The 18,648-nt window shown below is 54.6% G+C and carries 18 protein-coding genes; 8 read left to right on the forward strand and 10 right to left on the reverse strand.

All coding sequences use genetic code 11. The annotated features are described in order from the left end of the window. Positions 1-19: 19 nt before the first annotated feature. On the reverse strand, positions 20-1,000 hold the full coding sequence (ribF, locus tag ACJJIW_RS03450; RefSeq protein WP_444936706.1) for a bifunctional riboflavin kinase/FAD synthetase: 981 nt from the start codon (positions 998-1,000) through the stop codon (positions 20-22). A 99-nt stretch (positions 1,001-1,099) separates the two neighbouring features. Continuing rightward, the gene (murJ, locus tag ACJJIW_RS03455; protein ID WP_444936707.1) at positions 1,100-2,710 is read right to left on the reverse strand and encodes a murein biosynthesis integral membrane protein MurJ; all 1,611 of its coding nucleotides are present in this window, start codon (positions 2,708-2,710) and stop codon (positions 1,100-1,102) included. A 468-nt stretch (positions 2,711-3,178) separates the two neighbouring features. On the opposite strand from murJ, the gene ACJJIW_RS03460 reads away from it, so the two are divergent. From ACJJIW_RS03460 to rpsT, 4 genes are all read left to right on the forward strand, one after another. Continuing rightward, positions 3,179-3,865 (forward strand): OmpA family protein, encoded by a 687-nt coding sequence (locus tag ACJJIW_RS03460; protein WP_282934368.1) that lies wholly within the window; start codon positions 3,179-3,181, stop codon positions 3,863-3,865. 211 nt (positions 3,866-4,076) lie between these two features. Further along, complete coding sequence (gene pdsR, locus ACJJIW_RS03465) at positions 4,077-4,766, forward strand: proteobacterial dedicated sortase system response regulator (RefSeq protein WP_108735148.1); 690 nt, start codon at positions 4,077-4,079, stop codon at positions 4,764-4,766. A gap of 35 nt (positions 4,767-4,801) precedes the next feature. Further along, entirely contained in the window at positions 4,802-6,826 is a 2,025-nt protein-coding gene (locus ACJJIW_RS03470; protein ID WP_444936708.1) for an ATP-binding protein, read from the forward strand. A 143-nt stretch (positions 6,827-6,969) separates the two neighbouring features. Continuing rightward, complete coding sequence (gene rpsT, locus ACJJIW_RS03475) at positions 6,970-7,236, forward strand: 30S ribosomal protein S20 (protein WP_108731693.1); 267 nt, start codon at positions 6,970-6,972, stop codon at positions 7,234-7,236. Positions 7,237-7,303: 67 nt separating this feature from the next. Here the strand turns inward: rpsT and proB are convergent, their stop codons facing one another. The 4 genes from proB to rplU all read right to left on the reverse strand — a co-directional run bounded on the left by proB (position 7,304) and on the right by rplU (position 10,489). Further along, positions 7,304-8,440: a glutamate 5-kinase gene (gene proB, locus ACJJIW_RS03480; protein ID WP_444936709.1), complete on the reverse strand. Its 1,137-nt coding sequence runs from the start codon at positions 8,438-8,440 to the stop codon at positions 7,304-7,306. Positions 8,441-8,504: 64 nt separating this feature from the next. Next, entirely contained in the window at positions 8,505-9,713 is a 1,209-nt protein-coding gene (cgtA, locus tag ACJJIW_RS03485; protein WP_444912069.1) for an Obg family GTPase CgtA, read from the reverse strand. Positions 9,714-9,902: 189 nt separating this feature from the next. After that, positions 9,903-10,160: a 50S ribosomal protein L27 gene (rpmA, locus tag ACJJIW_RS03490; protein WP_073277572.1), complete on the reverse strand. Its 258-nt coding sequence runs from the start codon at positions 10,158-10,160 to the stop codon at positions 9,903-9,905. Between the two features lie 17 nt (positions 10,161-10,177). Beyond that, complete coding sequence (rplU, locus tag ACJJIW_RS03495) at positions 10,178-10,489, reverse strand: 50S ribosomal protein L21 (protein WP_444936710.1); 312 nt, start codon at positions 10,487-10,489, stop codon at positions 10,178-10,180. 249 nt (positions 10,490-10,738) lie between these two features. On the opposite strand from rplU, the gene ispB reads away from it, so the two are divergent. Both ispB and ACJJIW_RS03505 read left to right on the forward strand, forming a co-directional pair. Continuing rightward, positions 10,739-11,701, forward strand: coding sequence for an octaprenyl diphosphate synthase (gene ispB / locus ACJJIW_RS03500; RefSeq protein WP_444936711.1), 963 nt, complete (start codon positions 10,739-10,741; stop codon positions 11,699-11,701). Between the two features lie 255 nt (positions 11,702-11,956). Then, a complete protein-coding gene (locus tag ACJJIW_RS03505; RefSeq protein WP_444892726.1) occupies positions 11,957-12,586 on the forward strand; it encodes a hypothetical protein in 630 nt (209 codons plus the stop codon). 91 nt (positions 12,587-12,677) lie between these two features. Here ACJJIW_RS03505 and ACJJIW_RS03510 read toward each other — a convergent pair whose 3' ends face one another. Together ACJJIW_RS03510 and galU are read right to left on the reverse strand one after the other, a co-directional pair. Further along, positions 12,678-14,024 carry a phosphohexomutase domain-containing protein gene (locus tag ACJJIW_RS03510; RefSeq protein WP_444892725.1) on the reverse strand — a complete coding sequence of 449 codons (1,347 nt, stop codon included), beginning with the start codon at positions 14,022-14,024 and terminating at the stop codon, positions 12,678-12,680. Continuing rightward, positions 14,021-14,872 (reverse strand): UTP--glucose-1-phosphate uridylyltransferase GalU, encoded by an 852-nt coding sequence (galU, locus tag ACJJIW_RS03515; RefSeq protein ID WP_282934374.1) that lies wholly within the window; start codon positions 14,870-14,872, stop codon positions 14,021-14,023. Before galU ends, ACJJIW_RS03510 begins: the two co-directional genes overlap by 4 nt. Before the next feature lie 316 nt (positions 14,873-15,188). On the opposite strand from galU, the gene fabA reads away from it, so the two are divergent. Then, the gene (gene fabA, locus ACJJIW_RS03520) at positions 15,189-15,713 is read left to right on the forward strand and encodes a 3-hydroxyacyl-[acyl-carrier-protein] dehydratase FabA (RefSeq protein ID WP_282934589.1); all 525 of its coding nucleotides are present in this window, start codon (positions 15,189-15,191) and stop codon (positions 15,711-15,713) included. Between the two features lie 66 nt (positions 15,714-15,779). After that, positions 15,780-17,003: a beta-ketoacyl-ACP synthase I gene (gene fabB, locus ACJJIW_RS03525; protein WP_444937346.1), complete on the forward strand. Its 1,224-nt coding sequence runs from the start codon at positions 15,780-15,782 to the stop codon at positions 17,001-17,003. A 63-nt stretch (positions 17,004-17,066) separates the two neighbouring features. Here fabB and ACJJIW_RS03530 read toward each other — a convergent pair whose 3' ends face one another. Together ACJJIW_RS03530 and ssb are read right to left on the reverse strand one after the other, a co-directional pair. Continuing rightward, the gene (locus ACJJIW_RS03530) at positions 17,067-17,915 is read right to left on the reverse strand and encodes a sugar nucleotide-binding protein (protein WP_444892724.1); all 849 of its coding nucleotides are present in this window, start codon (positions 17,913-17,915) and stop codon (positions 17,067-17,069) included. A gap of 15 nt (positions 17,916-17,930) precedes the next feature. Continuing rightward, positions 17,931-18,554: a single-stranded DNA-binding protein gene (ssb, locus tag ACJJIW_RS03535; protein WP_282934376.1), complete on the reverse strand. Its 624-nt coding sequence runs from the start codon at positions 18,552-18,554 to the stop codon at positions 17,931-17,933. Positions 18,555-18,648: the final 94 nt, after the last annotated feature.

The following is an 18,648-nucleotide window of genomic DNA, read 5'->3' on the forward strand; positions in this document are numbered from 1 at the left end:
TTCATCGTCTATACACCGGTTAGTGCCCCTTGGGGTTTTGCACAAACCAGTCTTTAGCATCGTCAATATCCTGAGCGATGCGGGCTTTGAGGATTTCCAGGGAGGCAAACTTCTCTTCATTGCGAAGTTTGTGGCAAAACTCTACCGCTAGTTCTTTCCCGTAGAGGTTGCCATCAAAATCAAACAAGTTGACTTCCAGTAGTGGCCGGGCGCCCTCTCCCTCAACTGTTGGGCGAAACCCCACATTGGCAACACCGTCAATTTCCGGCCGCCCAGCTGCGAGTTCACTTCCATTCGCGGCTTTGGTGCGAACGGTGTAAACGCCAACCAGCGGGGAGCGGTAGCGGTGCAAACGCACATTGGCTGTGGGAGCACCCAGTTGCCGGCCCAAGGCGCGGCCGGGGGCAACCCGTCCGGTAATACTGTAAGGGCGTCCGAGTAAGGCCTCGGCCAACTCAAACTCGCCCCGCTGCAAGGCTTCGCGAATGCGGGTGCTGCTCACCCGGGCTCCGCGAATCTCAAGCGTAGCCGTGTCTTCCACCGTGAATCCATTTTCGGCCCCGGCGCCCTGGAGGAATTGATAATCGCCACTGCGATCACAGCCGAAGCGGAAATCGTCTCCCACCACCAAATGGCGGATTCCAAGGCCGTCCACCAGAATACGGCGCACAAAGGCATCGGCACTCAGGTTGCGCAGTTTCTCGTTAAACTGCAGGCACAGCACCCGGTCCGCACCAGCATCAAATAGCGCCAATACCTTCTCTTTAAAGCGCATCAGACGCGCAGGCGCGCTTTCCCCAGAGAAGAACTCATGTGGCTGGGGCTCAAAGATAATCGCCACCGAGGGCAGATCATGTTCCTGCGCGCGCTGCTTGAGCTGCGCAATAATCGCCTGGTGACCGAGGTGTACACCATCGAACGAGCCGATTGTCGCCACGCTTCCCCGGTGGCGGGGGCGCAGGTTGTGCAACCCGCGAATTAGTTCGCGCTCCTGGGCCAAAGCGATTTTCCCATCCTCATAAAATCGAGCCGCACAGTATAGCGGATTCCCACTGGGCGGCCAGAGGCCATATTTATCCAAATATGCCCACTTAATAAACTAACTTTTGGCGCGGAAGTGGCGGGGGCGCAATCCTGAAACCAGTAAAACTGACAGATAGGTCGCTCCCCCAGCAGCTACGATTAGCCCCATACGCCAGGCGCGGTCATACCAGGCCCATTCACTCCACTGTGACCATAGGTGCAGGGCCCCGAGCAAAATCGCAACCATCGCCAAATTCGCCAGAAGCAACCTTACCAGGTAAGTGCCCCACCCAGCCTCAGGTTTATAGACATCATCTCGACGCAAGCCTTTATAGAGGAGCCAGGCGTTAATAGCGGCCTGACAAGCCGTAGCCAGTGCCAGGCCCATATGGCCGAGTTTGAAGTAGTAGTTAAGCGGTATCACAAACAGCAGGCTCAACACCATTTTGGCCGAGATAGCAATTAAGCCAAAGCGCACTGGGGTATAGGTATCCTGGCGGGCAAAATAGCCCGGCGCCAGCACTTTAATCAGCATAAACGCCAACAGCCCCATGGCATAAGCGCGCAGGGACCAGGCGGCCATTTGCATATCCCGCGGCTGCATCTGCCCATACTGAAAAAGGGTTGTCAGGAGCGGCTCAGCCAGTACCACCAAGGCTACAGAAGCGGGCAGGGAAATTAGCGTGACACTGCGCAAAGCCCAGTCGAGAGTATGACGGAACCGGCGAGGGTCTCCGTCAGTGTGCTGACGCGACAAGCTCGGCAGAATTACCGTGGCCACTGCAACCCCAAACACCCCCAAGGGCAGCTCGGTGAGGCGGTCGGAAAAATAGAGCCAGGAAACACTGCCGCTGGGCAGGAATGAAGCCAGCAGAGTGTCCATCACCAGGCTGATCTGGGTCACTGACACACCAAAAATCGCCGGCGCCATCAGGCGTAAAATTTTACGCACTCCTTTGTGCTGCCAATCCCACTTAGGGCTAGGCAGTAAACCTTCACGAGCGAGAAAAGGCAGTTGAAACAGCAGCTGCACCACCCCCGCAACAAAAACACCCCAAGCCAGCGCCATAATTTGCGGATCAAACCAGCTGGTAGCAACAGTCGCCGCAGCAATCAAAACCAGGTTGAGCATCACCGGGGTTAGCGCCGGAATCGCAAAACGATCGAAAGTATTGAGTATTGCCCCGGTAAATCCCGCCAGGGAAATCAGCATTAAATAGGGAAAGGTGATCTGCAACATATCGGTAGCGAGATCGAACTTCTCACGCTCACTGCCGTCCCACCACCAACCAAAAGCAAAAATACCCGTAACTAGTGGAGCGCAGAGAACACCAAACAGAGTAACCAACAAAAGTACGCCGCCAAGTGCACCCGCAACCCGGTCATTTAACTCTCGCGCAGCCGCCTTACCGCCCTTTTGGCGGTATTCGGCCAGTACCGGCACAAAGGCCTGGGCAAATGCCCCTTCGGCAAATAGACGGCGAAAAAAGTTGGGAATCTTGAATGCGACAAAAAAGGCATCGGCAGCATCGCCCGCACCGGCAAAGCGGGCCAGCGCCACGTCGCGAACCAGCCCGGCCACTCGCGACAGCATAGTGGCAGCACCGACAACGGAACTGCCCCGCAGCAATCTGGAAGCACCAGATTTTTCGACTGCCTGTTCCTGAGCTGGGGATGACTGCGACAAAACTCGGACTCCTGGCGAAAGTTGAAACTTGTTGGCCGGCAAGTCTACCCCAAAACCTGGGGATATATGGGCTCCTCTACAGAGCTGAGGCCCTGCGACTGCGGGACCGCGAGCCTATACTAAGAGCGAACTAGTCGCGCCACCCATGGAGCTGGTGGTGCGGGGAGAGAAGGGATGACCATTAGTGCTTTGATTATTGCCCTGGTTCTGGCAATTGTGCGGTACATAGCAGCTGTTGATGGCCCCAGCCCCGTCTGTCCATCTACCCCCTGCTATAACTGCGGTCGCCCAGCCCCTTCCAGCTTCTGAGCTGGGTTTCGGAGCGATCGCCATATTTCGCCACAATTGAGCCGCAGTTGGTCATAGCTGCGCCACGCCAGTGCCTCCTTGGAGCTTTTTAATAACACTCAAACGGGCCACAACAGAACAGGCCCACACGAGTAAGAAAAGCAGCTAAGGAGCAGAACAATGAAAAAAGTAGTGATGGCCGTCGCCCTGGGTTCTCTGATTGCCACCGGAGCCCACGCTAAGGAACAAAACGAATCCAATTTGACTCCGGCCAAGCAGGCCTCAGTCTTTACCGGCTCTGCAATTGCCGGTGCAGCATTGGGTGGGCCCGTTGGCTTTATCGCCGGAGCACTCGGCGGAGCCTGGCTCGGAGAGCAGATCAAGCAAGCAGACGAGGCAGATATGCTGGCAACACAACTGACAGAGAGCCGTGCAGAGCTCAGCAACCTGGCACAGCAATTGGATGCGGCTCAACTGTCCGCGAACGACGCCAGCCAACTGGCCCTGGATTCACTGCAATTCCAAATGCTGTTTACCACTGGGGAGGACGAGCTTCAGGAGGGCCAAATGCACCAGCTGAGTGCCATGGCTGACTTCCTAAAGCGCCACCCCCACCTGCAAATTCACCTGGAGGGACACGCAGATCCTCGCGGCAGCGACGGCTACAACAATGTACTGTCCGATCAACGCGCCCTGAGTGTGGAAGAGGCTTTGGTATCGCTGGGAGTTGATGCCTCAAGAATCAGCCGCAGCGCACTCGGCTCCACCTACTCCCAGGCAACCCGAGGTGATGTAGACGCCTACGCTATGGAGCGCCGCGTCGACATCCGCTTCTCCCTGCCGGAGTCCATGGCGGGAAACTTCTGAGTTAAAGGGGCACGGCGGACAACAAATCCGCATATCCCTTCGCCTTCAAACCGCATTGCATAAGCGTGAGTGGATCGCGAATCCACTCACGCAACTCCAAGCTGATAGAAACCCTGTTGTATTTGCGGGCGCCTTGCGCCCGCCTTTTTGCCTAACCCCTGCAACTTCGTGCATGATTCTCCGCCAGAAAGGAATTAAGTCGGGATTTGTCATGAGTGCAACCATCGCCATTGTCGAAGATGAACGCGCTATCGCAGAAAACTACCGCGATGCTCTGCGCCGCCACGGTTACCGGGTCGATTTATACAGCGCCAGAATTGAGGCCATGGATGCTTTTCGCCAGCGACTGCCAGACCTGGCCGTGATCGATGTTGGCCTGGGCAGCGAGGTGGAGGGCGGTTTTGAGCTCTGCCGGGAATTGCGCGCTATGGCGCCGAGCCTGCCAATATTATTTCTCACCGCCAGGGACTCAGAGCTGGATATTATTTCCGGACTGCGCCTGGGGGCTGATGATTACCTCACCAAGGATATCTCCCTACCCCATATGCAGGCGCGAATTAACGCCCTACTGCGCCGCGTTAGCGTGCTGCGAGATCAAAACGATGAAGGCGAGAGCTTAACTCAGGGAAAGCTATGGCTGGATATTTCCAGGCTCCATTGCCACTGGGATGAGCAACCCGTGGACTTAACCGTGACCGAATTCTGGATTGTCCACGCCCTGGCAAAAAGGCCCGGCCACGTTAAATCCCGCAGCCAACTAATGGAAGCAGCCCGCGTAGTGCTGGATGACAACACCATCACCTCTCACGTCAAAAGAATCAGGCGCAAATTCCAGGCGCTGGACACCGAGTTTAATGCCATAGGAACCGCCTACGGCATGGGGTATCGCTGGCAGCTGTAAACCGCCATCGGGCGAACAATTTCAAAAATTTAAGTATGAACCTACGCCGCCAACTCTTGCTCGTCAGCCTTGTCGCACTCACCCTGCCCTGGGCCGGCTGCCAGTACCTCCGCCAGGTGGACGCCGCCCTAGCACAAGGCCAGATCCAGGCAATTGAAGCAACTGCGGCGGCAATTGCCGCGCGCTTGGCCAGTGCCCCCCAGCTTATCGCCCCGGACCCTCAGCGCCTATCGCGCCCACCAGGCGCTCAGCTCTACCTGAATCCCCTATCTCAAGCTCCGAGAGTCGACGGCTATGGCGATGAGTGGCGAGCGCAGCAACTTGAGCCCAGAACCCTTGAGGACGGACAGCTATCCCCTATGGCCCAGGTGACGCTGGGGCAACTGGATAAGCAAATCTACCTGCTTCTCACTGTTTCAGACTCAACCCCCGCCTACCGGGACCCCCGCACAGGCCTAATCGCTGGAGGCGACACTGTAGAGCTATTTACCGCTGACCGGCACTACATCCTGCCCGTCGCCAGCCAGGGGGCCGCCAGCGCCTTGTGGCACAACCCGAGAGAGGGCCGCTATGAGCGCGAGCTGCGTTTCAGGGGCCGATGGACTACTTCTGGTGCCGGTTACCAATTGGAGCTGGCTCTGCCACAAACCCTAACCGGTGGAGCCCTCGCTATCCGCATTCACGACAGGGCAAACAGCAGTGGCTCCTCACCGACTCGCAGCGCCAGCACACTTCCGGCAGATGGTCACCCAGGACGCCTGGTGAGCCCTCTGCCAGACCTTCAGAAAGAGCTCGACCACTTTGCGCGCCCTGGACTACGCCTCGCAGTAGTGGACAGCGAGGGGTTTCTTCTTGCCAGCAACGGACAACTACACCTTACAGATTCCGAGAGCGATTCGTGGCTGACAGACTGGGCTTATCGCAAATTGCTTTCCAAGGGGGATTTGCCACAGCTGCCGGAAAATAGCTTGCCTCTTCCGACGCCTGACAGCCGTGGCACCCAGGAGCAATGGTTTTCAGGGCAGCTGCAATCCCGAATTGGTGCGGTGAGTGTGCCCGTTATCACCCGGGTCGACGAAGTGGTTGAACGGCCACTTCTGGGGCAGGTCCTCGTCCTGCAATCTGGCGAAGCGATGCAATCAGTCACCGAGGGAGCAGCCCACCGGTTGTGGTTGATCAGCTGCGCCGCGGCCGCAACTGCCCTGCTCTTCCTTTTGGGCTACGCCAGCTGGCTTTCCTGGCGCGTGCGCAAGCTACACCAGGCCGCCCGCAACGCAGTAGATTCCAGCGGCAAACTGCGCGGCAACTTTCCCCATTCAAAGGCTGGCGATGAACTGGGAGACCTAAACCGGGCCTTCGCCAGCCTGCTCGCAGAGCTGGACCAATATCACCAGTACCTGCGCACTCTCGCCAGCAAGTTGTCACACGAGCTACGCACACCGCTGGCAGTGGTTCGCTCATCCCTGGATAACCTCTCCGCCGGAGAACTCGACGACCACAGCCGCCGCTATGCAGGGCGGGCTATGGATGGCAGTGCAAGGCTGTCGGGGATTCTCAACAGTCTCTCCGCAGCCAGCAATCTTGAAACCAGCATCCACCAAGCGGAGCGGGAGCCTTTCGACCTGGCAGACCTGCTTGAAGTCATGACACAGTGCTATGGCGATGCTCACAGCGAACACCGATTTACTCTAAACAAACCCACTGGGGAGCTAGCCTGCCACGGCGCACCGGAGTTATTGGCTCAACTGCTGGACAAGCTGGTGGATAACGCATGTAGCTTCGCTCCCGAAGGCAGTGAAATTTGCCTGTCAGTGGCAACAAACAGAGATACCTACTTGATCACAGTGGGCAATGACGGCCCACTGCTCCCGGAAGGTTACGCTCACAAGCTGTTCGACTCTCTCGTTTCTGTGCGCAACCAGGGCGATAATGCCGGCCACCTGGGGCTAGGACTGCATATCGCCAAACTGATCGCAGACTTCCACGGTGGCTCCTTAAAAGCCCGAAACCGCAGCGACGGCAGCGGTGTAGAGTTCAGCCTGGAGTTGCCGACCGGGTAACCGCCGTTGCGGATTGACAACATATCTGCACCGAGACGCCCGCTATGGTTGACAAACAACCAACTGTGGGGATAATGTCGCGTCCCGATCGGGCCCCAGGGCCTGTTAGTTACAGATTTATAGATTCCAGACAGGAGCAACCGGTGGCCAACTCACCTCAAGCGAAGAAACGCGCGCGCCAGAACGACAAGCGCCGCATGCACAACGCCAGTCTGCGCTCCATGGTGCGCACCTACATCAAGAAGGTAGTTGCGGCCATCGATGCCGGCGATGCGGAAAAAGCAAAAACTGCGTACGCAGAAGCAGTTCCCGTTATTGACCGTATGGCAGACAAAGGCATTATTCACAAGAATAAAGCCGCTCGTCATAAGAGCCGTCTGAACGCTCAGATCAAAGCTCTGGCCGCCTAATCCCCTAGGCAGCAGACACAAAAAAGCCCCGCATCGCGGGGCTTTTTTGTATTCGAAACTTGCCAATTCAGAGCAGGATCAGGTTATCGCGATGAATTAATTCATCGTCATCCCGATACCCTAAAAGGTCGGCAAACTTCTCCGATGACTGCCCCAGAATCCGACCACTCTCACTACTGTCATAATTGACCAGGCCCCGCGCTATCTCGCGACCTTCAGCATTCCTGCAAGACACCAGATCTCCGCGCCTGAAATGCCCCTCAACAGCGGTAACCCCCACCGGCAACAAACTGCTACCACTCCCAGTCATAGCTGCCTCGGCACCGGCATCCACTAACAGGGTTCCGCGCACCTGTAACTGTCCAGCGAGCCAGCGCTTACGCGCCGCCAGGGGATCTGCCTCTGGCAGCAACAGAGTACCCAGCTGCTCGCCGGCACAGACTTTATCTATCACCGCCTCCAAGGCCCCGCCAGCGATCACTGTGCGAGCTCCTGAGCGCGCTGCCAACTGCGCTGCGCGCACCTTGGTGGTCATACCACCACGACCCAGACCGCTGCGGGAATCCCCCGCCATCTCGAGCAGCCTGGGATCAAGCGCAGATGCCTCACTAATTAATTCTGCTTCGGGGTTATCGCGGGGATCTTCAGTAAACAGCCCATCCGCATCGGTCAAAATCAGCAGCGCATCTGCCTCAACCAGATTTGCAACCAGGGCCGCCAGGGTATCGTTATCGCCGAAACGTATTTCGTCAGTCACTACCGTGTCATTTTCATTCACGATAGGCACAGCCCCCAGTGACAGGAGCGTGCGCAAGGTGCTGCGAGCATTCAGGTAGCGAGTGCGATTGGAAAGGTCATCGTGATCCAACAGGATCTGAGCGCTGCGAATATCAAAACGGCTAAAAGCCTGCTCATAGACCTGCACAAGGTGGCTCTGCCCCACAGCAGCGGCCGCCTGTAACTGGTGGATAGACTCGGGCCGGCGACACCAGCCCAACCGGTCAATTCCGGCCGCAACAGCACCGGATGAAACCAGAACAACTTCGATCCCTCGACGGCGCAAATCAGCCATCTGCGCAACCCAAGCAGAAATGGCAGCGGTATTCACACCTCGACCATTATCTGTCAGAAGGGCGCTACCAATTTTTACCACCCACCGCTGGGCCTTGGTCAACGCCTGCCGGGACACTGTTGCGGAGTCCATGTTTCCCCCTCAGGACAAGATAACTATTGAGCGAGCCAAACTAACTCAGCTCGCTCCATGCCATTTAAGAGCGATACTCGACATCCACATCGTGGTCGTCGTCATCATCCCAATCCTCATCGTCATCCACCTGCCCCTTGGCCGCTTTGCGCTTGGCGCGATGACTCTCTCTCAACTCTTCGATACGCTCGCGAGCTTCGCGCTGCATTTGACGCTGCGCTTCCAGCTCCGCCACAGCCAAGTCGGGATCTCGCTCTTCGATTTCCTGGCGCTCTTCCAGGTAGTCCATCAAGCGACCACCGAGGGCATCAGTACCCTCCTTGCGAATAGCTGCCACACGAAACACAGGTCCTTCCCAACCCAGGGCATCCACTACCGCCTGGCAGCGCTCTTCCAGCTCAGCAGCGGGAACCAAGTCCGTCTTATTCAATACCAACCAGCGTTCGCGCCCGGCCAGGGTAGGGCTAAAGGTGGACAGCTCGTGCTCAATGGCTCGGGCATTCTCTACCGGATCAGAGCCATCGAAGGGAGCCAGGTCAACCAGGTGCAACAAAACTCGACAGCGAGTTAAGTGCTTGAGGAAGCGAATCCCCAGGCCCGCCCCTTCGGCTGCACCTTCAATCAGGCCGGGAATATCTGCAATCACAAAGCTGCGATGCTTCTGAACCTGCACCACCCCCAAATTTGGTACCAGGGTAGTAAAGGGGTAGTTGGCCACTTTCGGTTTGGCTGCAGAGACGGCGCGAATAAACGTGGATTTGCCCGCATTGGGCAGCCCTAACATGCCCACATCTGCCAGAACCTTCAGCTCGAGCTTGAGACTGCGCATCTCACCCTCAGTGCCGTGTGTGGTCTGACGCGGCGCACGGTTAGTACTGGACTTGAATCGGGTATTACCCAGGCCGTGGAAGCCACCCTGGGCCACCAGCTGACGCTCACCGGCTTCGGTCATATCGCCGATAGTCTCGCCGGTATCCGCATCAATGATCGTGGTGCCCACCGGCACCTTAAGGACCAGGTCCTCACCCTTGGCGCCAGTGCAGTTGCGCCCTCGACCCGGCTGACCACTTTCAGCGGCGTAGCGGGGCTGGTAGCGATAATCCACCAGGGTGTTCAGGGAATCATCAGCTTCCAGGTACACGGAGCCGCCATCGCCGCCGTCACCGCCATCCGGGCCACCCTTCTCAACAAATTTTTCCCGGCGAAAGCTCAGGCAGCCATTGCCGCCCTTACCTGCCTGCACAGAGATGGGCGCCTCATCGACAAACTTCATAATCACTCCACCGCCACAGCGGTTGTCTCATCCGGTGCGCAGATGCGCGCACTATCATCATACCAGCCGACAAGCCGCCTCCTGTGGGCAACTGCCACCCTAACTTCCCGTCGCGGTCTTTTTGCGACTTTTCCAACAAAAAAGCCCCGCAATAGCGGGGCTTTTTATGAAGCTTGGGCTAATGACCGCTTAAGCAGTTTCGATAGAAACGAACTTGCGGTTGTTGGGGCCCTTAACTTCAAACTTCACAACGCCGTCCGCAGTGGCGAACAGGGTGTGGTCTTTGCCCATACCAACGTTAACACCGGCGTGGAACTTGGTGCCACGCTGACGAACGATGATGTTGCCTGCTGCTACAGACTGGCCGCCAAAGCGCTTCACGCCCAGGCGTTTACTCTCGGAATCGCGACCATTTCGCGTACTACCGCCAGCTTTCTTATGTGCCATGAGTCGTTACTCCTCTCTTATGCCTTGATGCCAGTGATTTTAACTTCGGTGTACCACTGACGGTGGCCCTGGCGCTTCATGGAGTGCTTACGACGACGGAACTTGATGATTTTCACCTTCTCGCCGCGGCCGTGGCTTACCACTTCAGCAGTTACTTTAGCGCCATCTACAATAGGAGCGCCAATGCTGATCTTGTCGCCATCGACAACCATGAACACTTTATCAAAATCAATGGATTCGCCAGTTGCTACTTCCAGCTTCTCCAGGCGAAGTACTTCGCCTTCTTCTACACGGTGTTGCTTGCCACCGCTCTCAAAAACAGCGTACATATTTCTATGCTCCGATAAGGACGACACGAAGCAGCGGGAGGACCAATAAGTCACTGCTCCGCATTTCGGGAGCTTGCGCCGTGTGTTTAACATCTATTCGCCAAAAGGCCCGTAGACGACCCAATAGCCGCAAAGAGCCCCCAATTGGCGGGGCGCAGATTCTAATCAATTCGCCGGGTTGATACAATAGCGCCCCTTCGCCTTCCGGCCCCCGGGAGGCCTCTGTCTAGTCGTATAAGGAACTCTCACATGCTGCCTTTTCACCGGGTCGCCGCCGAAGACTTTGCTGCGGTTAACCAGCACATTCTCGATCAACTGCACTCGGACGTTCCCCTGGTGGAAAATATAGGTCACTACCTGGTCGAAGCCGGGGGCAAGCGCCTGCGCCCACTACTGGTACTACTTTGTGCCAAAGCTTGCGGCTATCAGGGTGAGGACCATATCGATCTCGCCACAATTATCGAGTTTATTCACACTGCTACCTTACTGCACGACGATGTTGTAGATACCTCTGACATGCGCCGCGGCCGCCTTACCGCCAATGCCAAGTGGGGCAATGCGCCCAGCGTACTCGTGGGAGATTTCCTCTATTCCCGCGCCTTCCAAATGATGGTTGCTCTGGAAGACATGAGCATCATGGCAATACTCTCAGAGACCACCAACACCATCGCAGAGGGTGAAGTGCAGCAGCTGGTCAACGCCGGCGATCCCGCAGTAAGCGAAGAGAATTACTTCACCGTTATCCACAAAAAGACCGGCGCACTGTTTGAAGCCGCCTGTGAAACTGCGGCCGTATTAGCCAACTGCTCAAGTGAAGAACAAACTGCACTAAAACTCTACGGCCGACACCTGGGACTCGCCTTCCAGCTGGTTGATGACGCTCTCGATTATCGCGGTAATTCGGAAGAACTGGGTAAAAATGTTGGGGATGACCTGGCGGAGGGCAAGCCGACCCTGCCCTTGATCTACACCATGGCCAACGGCAGCAAGGACCAGGCACTGCTGGTAAAAACTGCAATTGAACAGCGCAGTGCGGAAAAGCTCAGTGAAATAGTAGAGGCCATTGAAGCCTGCGGTGCTCTGGACTACACCATGGATCGTGCCCGGGCCGCTGTAGAAGACGCCAAAAAGCAATTGGCCTTTATGCCCAAGAGCGAACAAAAAACCGCCCTGCAGCAATTGGCGAGTTTTGCTATCGAAAGAAACGTCTGAAAATAAACGCTGCCTGGGCTATCTCACCAACTCGGGCAGCGCTGTTATTTTTAGCACGATAAAAGGCAGCACAACTCCTACCTCCTCGAACTGCCAACAATCCTGACCAGGATCCAAGCTTTATTCGCATCTATTTTCCATTCTCCCCCCGATATTAGGTACGATTGTTCTTCTTGTTATTTTAAACGCCAGCACCAACTTTACAGGGCATCAAAATAACAAACAGAAATGTAATTGGTATAGAGAGACCAGGATATGAAAAGCTCTACTGCACTTTATCAGCTAAGAAATTACCCAGAATTATTCTTAGAAAATAACCTAGTGAGAATTACCGGTACAAAAGATACCGGTGTCATGGATTTTCAATTCGGGACCTATACCATGGGCATGGGCGCATCCGGTGTCGACAGTCCCAATGAATTATTTGCTTTCCACCGCCAAGGGGTCTTTATCGACGACCCTCAAACAGTCAAGGTTCACCATATCCGTATGATTGACTGGGATGAAGAGCTTGGCTTAGATCGCCTTGAGCCCTACCAAATGCGCAGCGGTGCCGACATTATGATTACCGGGCAGCTCAGTGACTGTTGTTTCTGCATTGGCGGTCGCAATGCGAATATGCCAGCCGTTGCTCATATTCGCCCCAGAAAAAAACAGGGACTTAATGGCAAGGCTACGCACAATGCGATTATCAATCGGGGAAAGTTCAGGTTTTTGGGTAACGTTACAAAATCCCTGGGGCGCTCAACCTTAAAACCCCACCATCACACCTACTCAGACTACGCCTCTGTAATAGGCGTGCGGGTTAAGAACCAGTGGCAAATCTACGCTCAACACTTAAAAACTCCCAAAGGCCCCATCCAAGCTGTCACCCGACTCTTATAATTTCTCCCATAAAACTAGATAAATAACTTTTAGTACCCCCAAACCAAAAAGCCCCGCAGTTGCGGGGCTTTTTAATATTAAAAAACGAGTATTAACCGATAAGCTTAAGCAGCTCCTCTGTTTTCTCCCTCATTAACACCTCATCTCCCCGGGATTCAACATTCAGGCGAACAACCGGCTCAGTATTTGACATACGCAAATTAAAACGCCACTCAGGGTAAGCGATACTCAAGCCATCCACATGCTCGACGCTGTCAGCTGCAGGTCCATACTTTTCTTCTGCCGCCTTTAATAGTGCTGCAGCATCCTGAACCTTGGAATTGATTTCTCCCGAACAAGGGAAAGCAGCCATGCGTTCACCAACAAGCTGTGACAGCGATTTACCACTGCGACTTACCAACTCAGCGACCAATAACCATGGGATCATGCCGCTATCGCAGTAGGCAAAATCGCGGAAGTAATGGTGCGCGCTCATTTCACCACCATAAATGGCGTCTTCCTTGCGCATACGCTCCTTGATAAAGGCATGGCCGGTTTTACTCTGCACCGGCTCTCCTCCAGCAGTGCGGACAATATCCTCGGTATTCCAGAGCAAGCGTGGATCATGAACAACTTTGGCACCGCTGTTTTTTGCCAGGAAAGCTTCTGCCAGCAAGCCAACAACATAGTAACCTTCAATAAAATCACCACTTTCATCGAAGAAGAAGCAGCGATCAAAATCACCATCCCAGGCTATACCAAAATCAGCGCTGCTTGCCCGCACTGCCTCGGCAGTAGAATTGCGGTTTTCTGGCAAAATTGGGTTGGGAATACCGTTGGGAAAGTTGCCGTTGGGTTCATGGTGAACTCGCACAAACTCAAATGGCAAGTGTGGAGCCAGCGCATCAACAACCGCCCCCGCACCACCATTACCTGCATTAACCACCAATTTTAATGGTTTCAATGCAGTATTATCGATATACCCCAATAAGTGCTGCACAAAATCAGCGCGGTGTTCAAAGCGCTGCAAAGTGCCTCTTTGCTCAACCGGGGCAAAGTTGTTTTCTTCTGCCAAACGCTTGATATCCAGTAGACCGGTATCACCACTGATTGGACTACTGCCTGCACGTACAAACTTCATGCCGTTGTAGTCCATAGGATTGTGACTGGCAGTAACACAAATACCGCCGTCAAAATCCCCGTGGAAATTGGCAAAGTAGACCTCTTCTGTACCGCACTCGCCGATATGGAAAACATCGGCACCGGCATCTCGCAATCCATTCACTAGCGCATCAGTCAGCTCGCCACTGGTAAGCCGTATATCATGTCCAACAACTACTCGACGAGCACTCAGAAACTGAGCAAAAGCACGCCCCACTCGATAAGCAACATCGGTGTTAAGTTCATCGGGAACACGGCCGCGAAGGTCATAAGCCTTAAAGCAAGTCAGCTCACTCACTTGCTTTTCTCCTCAGCAGCCTGCTCTGGCAAATACACATTTTCATAAACGTGATTGGTAGCGTCTATAAAGCCCTCAACCGAACCACAATCGTAGCGGCGGCCCTTAAAAGCATAAGCTAATACACAGCCCTGCTGTGCTTGCGCCATCAGCGCATCGGTAATTTGAACCTCACCATTTTTGCCTGGAGGGGTATCACGGATCAGATCAAAGATATCCGGTGTCAGGATATAACGACCAATAATCGCCATATTACTGGGGGCATCTTCCGCTGCAGGCTTCTCCACCATATCGGTGACCTGGTACAAACCAGGTTTAATCTCATTACCACCGATCACACCGAATTTATGGATCTGGTCCTTCGGCACCTCTTCCACAGCAACAATACTGCAGCGGAACTGCTTATACAGCTGGACCATTTGCCCCAAAACTCCCATGTCTTCATTCAGGCACAGGTCATCCGCTAGCACAACTGCAAACGGTTCGTCACCAACTAGGCGATGCCCTTGTAAAATGGCATCACCCAAACCTCTCATTTCCCCCTGACGGGTATAAGAAAAGCTCGCCCTATCGATCACTTTACGGACTGAATCCAAATAACGTTCTTTACCGGTACCAGCAATCTGGTGCTCCAGCTCAAAGTTGGTATCAAAGTGATCCTCAATGGCACGCTTGCCTCGACCTGTAACAAACCCAATCTCGGTCAGCCCTGCCTCTATAGCCTCCTCAACACCGTACTGGACCAGAGGCTTATTCACCAGCGGTAACATTTCTTTCGGCATAGCCTTAGTGGCAGGAAGAAAACGAGTACCGTAACCGGCAACAGGAAATAGGCATTTCTTGAGCATTCTGCTCCCCCAATCAATTAAAAACAGCGCACCCCGCGCAGGGCAGGCAACGTATCATAGCGTCGTGACGCGAGCACTTACATACGATAACGTTAGACTTGGCCCAAAATGTGAATTCCCCGAGGATAAAGCCCAAAACTATACGAATATGTTAGGGAATTAATATGCTTAAAAAGCAGTATTTGTGAAAACAATTCTCGCGCCAGTCACAAAAAGCGCCTTGACCGACTGGACAAGCGACACACAGCCCTTAGAATGCCCGCTCTTGCAAAAGTGTCCAATCTCAATTGCATAACCACCCACTAACGGGGAAATGATGAGTAATTTTGTACAAAAAAGTGAGTATACCAGAGAGGAGCTTCTGGCTTGCTCCCGCGGCGAGATGTTCGGCCCAGGCAATGCCCAGTTGCCAGCTCCCAATATGTTGATGCTCGACCGCATCACTCATATATCTAAAGAAGGGGGCGCATTCGGAAAAGGAGAGCTGATCGCTGAACTCGACATTCACCCCGACCTATGGTTTTTCGACTGTCACTTTCCCGGCGATCCCGTAATGCCTGGGTGCCTGGGACTGGATGCCATGTGGCAGCTACTGGGCTATTTCCTGGCCTGGAAAGGCAACCCCGGCCGCGGTCGTGCTCTGGGCTGTGGGGAAGTTAAATTTACAGGCCAAATCCTCCCCACCAGCAAGAAGGTAACTTACCATATCCAAATGAGTCGGATTGTTGAGCGCAGGCTCGTTATGGGTATTGGCGACGGCAGTGTCTCTGTGGATGGAAGGGAAATTTACACCGCAAAGGATCTTCGCGTAGGCTTATTTACCCGTACGGACAACTTTTAAACTCGTTTAAGACTAATACCGGTGGAAGCCACAACCCTCTACCGAGAAGCTATGCTGGAGATCACTATGCGTCGGGTCGTCATTACCGGAATGGGTATCACCTCCTGTATCGGTACCAACACAAAAGAAGTCACCGAGTCACTAAAAACTGGCCGAAGCGGCATCCGCTTTCAAGAAGAGTACAAGGAGCTCGGTCTGCGCAGCCATGTAGCTGGGTCTGTGGACATCGATTTCAAAGAACATATCGATCGCAAGCAACTACGCTTTATGGGCGACTCAGCTGCCTACGCCTACATTGCAATGCGCGAAGCCATTGATATGTCTGGCCTTGAAGAGGCCCAGGTGTCCAACCCACGCACTGGTCTCGTCATGGGGTCGGGGGGCACATCCACCCAGCAGATTATTGATGCCGCTCATACTCTGAAGGAGAAAGGCGTACGTCGTGTTGGCGCCTACCGCGTCCCCCAGGTAATGGGCAGCACCGTATCCGCATGTCTAGCGACTCCCTTCAAAATCAAAGGGGTGAACTACAGCATTTCCTCAGCCTGCGCTACCAGTGCCCACTGTATTGGCCATGGTGCCGAGTTAATCCAGATGGGCAAACAGGATGTCATCTTCGCCGGTGGTGGTGAAGAGCTTGCTTGGAGCCTCACCCACCTGTTTGATGCTATGGGCGCTCTTTCCAGCAAGTACAACGATAACCCAACTCACGCTTCTCGCCCCTACGATGCCGATCGCGATGGTTTTGTGATCGCTGGCGGTGGTGGCTGCCTCGTTCTAGAAGAAATGGAACACGCGCTGGCGCGCGGTGCGACTATCTATGCGGAGCTGACCGGTTACGGCGCCACTTCCGACGGTTACGATATGGTTGCCCCAAGCGGTGAAGGCGCCGCCCGCTGCATGCAGCAGGCTCTGGCCGGTATGGATGGCAAAGGTCTGCAGGGTAGCGTAGATTATATCAACACTCACGGCACCTCTACTCCCGTGGGCGATATCGCCGAATTGAAAGCCATGCGTGAAGTATTTGGGGATAAGGTTCCAGCATTTGCCTCTACCAAATCACTTACGGGCCACTCCCTGGGAGCTGCAGGGGTTCAGGAAGCTATCTACAGCCTACTGATGATGCAGAATGACTTTATTGCGGCATCAGCTAACGTAGAGAATCTCGACCCTGCGGCTGAGGGCATGGACCTAGTCAGCGAGCTCCGAGAGACAGAAGTCAGACGAGCTATGTCCAATAGCTTTGGTTTTGGCGGAACCAATGCCTGCCTGATTTTCGATAAAACCTAATCGAAATAAAAAGGGCGCCTCAAGGCGCCCTTTTTATATTCCTTCTGCATAATAGGAACCAAATCACTCTGGTTCCACATGCAAGCGCTCCAGCCACAGTTCAACTTGACGCGTCAGCCCCTGCCGCCAGCTGCGTTGCTGAATACCAAAAACATCTCGCAATTTGCCACATGAAAGCTCTATGCTGCGATCTCCCTTTTCAGTCTCACCTCCAAGTGAAGCTAGCTCGGCTAAACGTTCTTCATCGTAAAATGCCTGAGCACGCTCAACAACTTCCAACGCGAACTCCATCGCAGTACAGCTATCAGAACTGCCGTAATGGTAGACGCCTCCGGCTTTGGCACCACTAGCAAGCTGTTGGGCAACTGCCACTGCTACACGCGCCATATCCACTACCGTCACCGGGTTGCCGTTATTCCTTCCATCCAGAACCAAAGACTCCCCAGATGCAAAGCTACGTAAAATACGCCCTAACAAGGCATCCTGACCACTATCCACCATCCAGCCAAAACGCAAAATCGTCAGGTTTTGCAGCCCATTAAAGGCATCTTCGCAGGCCAGCCATTCGCGTCCACTTGAGGACTGTGGTTCTGCGGGCTCATCTTCGTCATAGCGGCGGCGCTCACCGCCAGAAAAAACTTGGTAGGATGAGAGGTGAATAATATGTTCACAGGGTGCAGCACAAAGCCGCTTGCTCACCAGCAGTGACTCCGGCATGCCTCGATTGTCGGCACAGGCGGAGGCATTAATCACAATTGAGCCTGGTCTCAATTGATCGATTTCCCCGGGGGTCAACTGCTGTATGCGAAAGCCTGCGCGCTGCAGTCTTTTTTGCAGCGCACCATCAATCTCATTACCAGCTGTGATAATGGCGACGGTATCCGGCATATAACCTGTATTCAATTCAGACACTGGTAAATCCAGTTCTTAGAACGGGATATCGTCATCAAAGCTATTATCGAAACCACCGGCAGGACCTTGGTTCGGCTGTTGCTGGGGCTGCTGGTTAGCTGGTGCCATCGGTGAGGGGGCGGTACGCCCCTGCCCGTATGCCTCCTGGCCGCCCTGCTGCTGGTAGCCACCCTGGAAACCGCCGCCCTGTTGGTCAAAACCGCTGGAACCACCCATCGGCTGGCCGCCACCCATTTGGCCACCTGCGGCTGCGCCCATTCCAGCGCCACCCATACCCTGACCAAAGCCGCCCTGCTCACCGCGACCGTCCAGCATCTGCATTTCGCTGGCAACGATTTCAGTGGTGTAGCGGTCCTGGCCGGAATTCTTATCCTGCCACTTACGGGTGCGTAGAGAGCCCTCTACATAAACTTTGGCCCCCTTGCGCAGGTACTCACCGGCGATCTCAGCCAGGCGGTTAAAAAATACTACGCGATGCCACTCAGTGCGCTCCTGCTGCTGGCCAGTCTGCTTGTCTTTCCAGCTCTCACTGGTAGCCAGGCTGATGTTGGTAACAGCACCGCCACTCGGCATATATTTGGTTTCCGGGTCATTCCCCAGATTACCGATCAGAATTACTTTATTAATACCCCTGGCCATGGCCCTCTCCTCTCGTCAACCCGGGCTCCACCCGGGGCAATAAACTATTTAAACAATCAATTAATCTATCAAGTGTTATGAAATACCGTCAGTG

Source organism: Microbulbifer maximicatervae (SeqCode) (assembly GCF_052467815.1).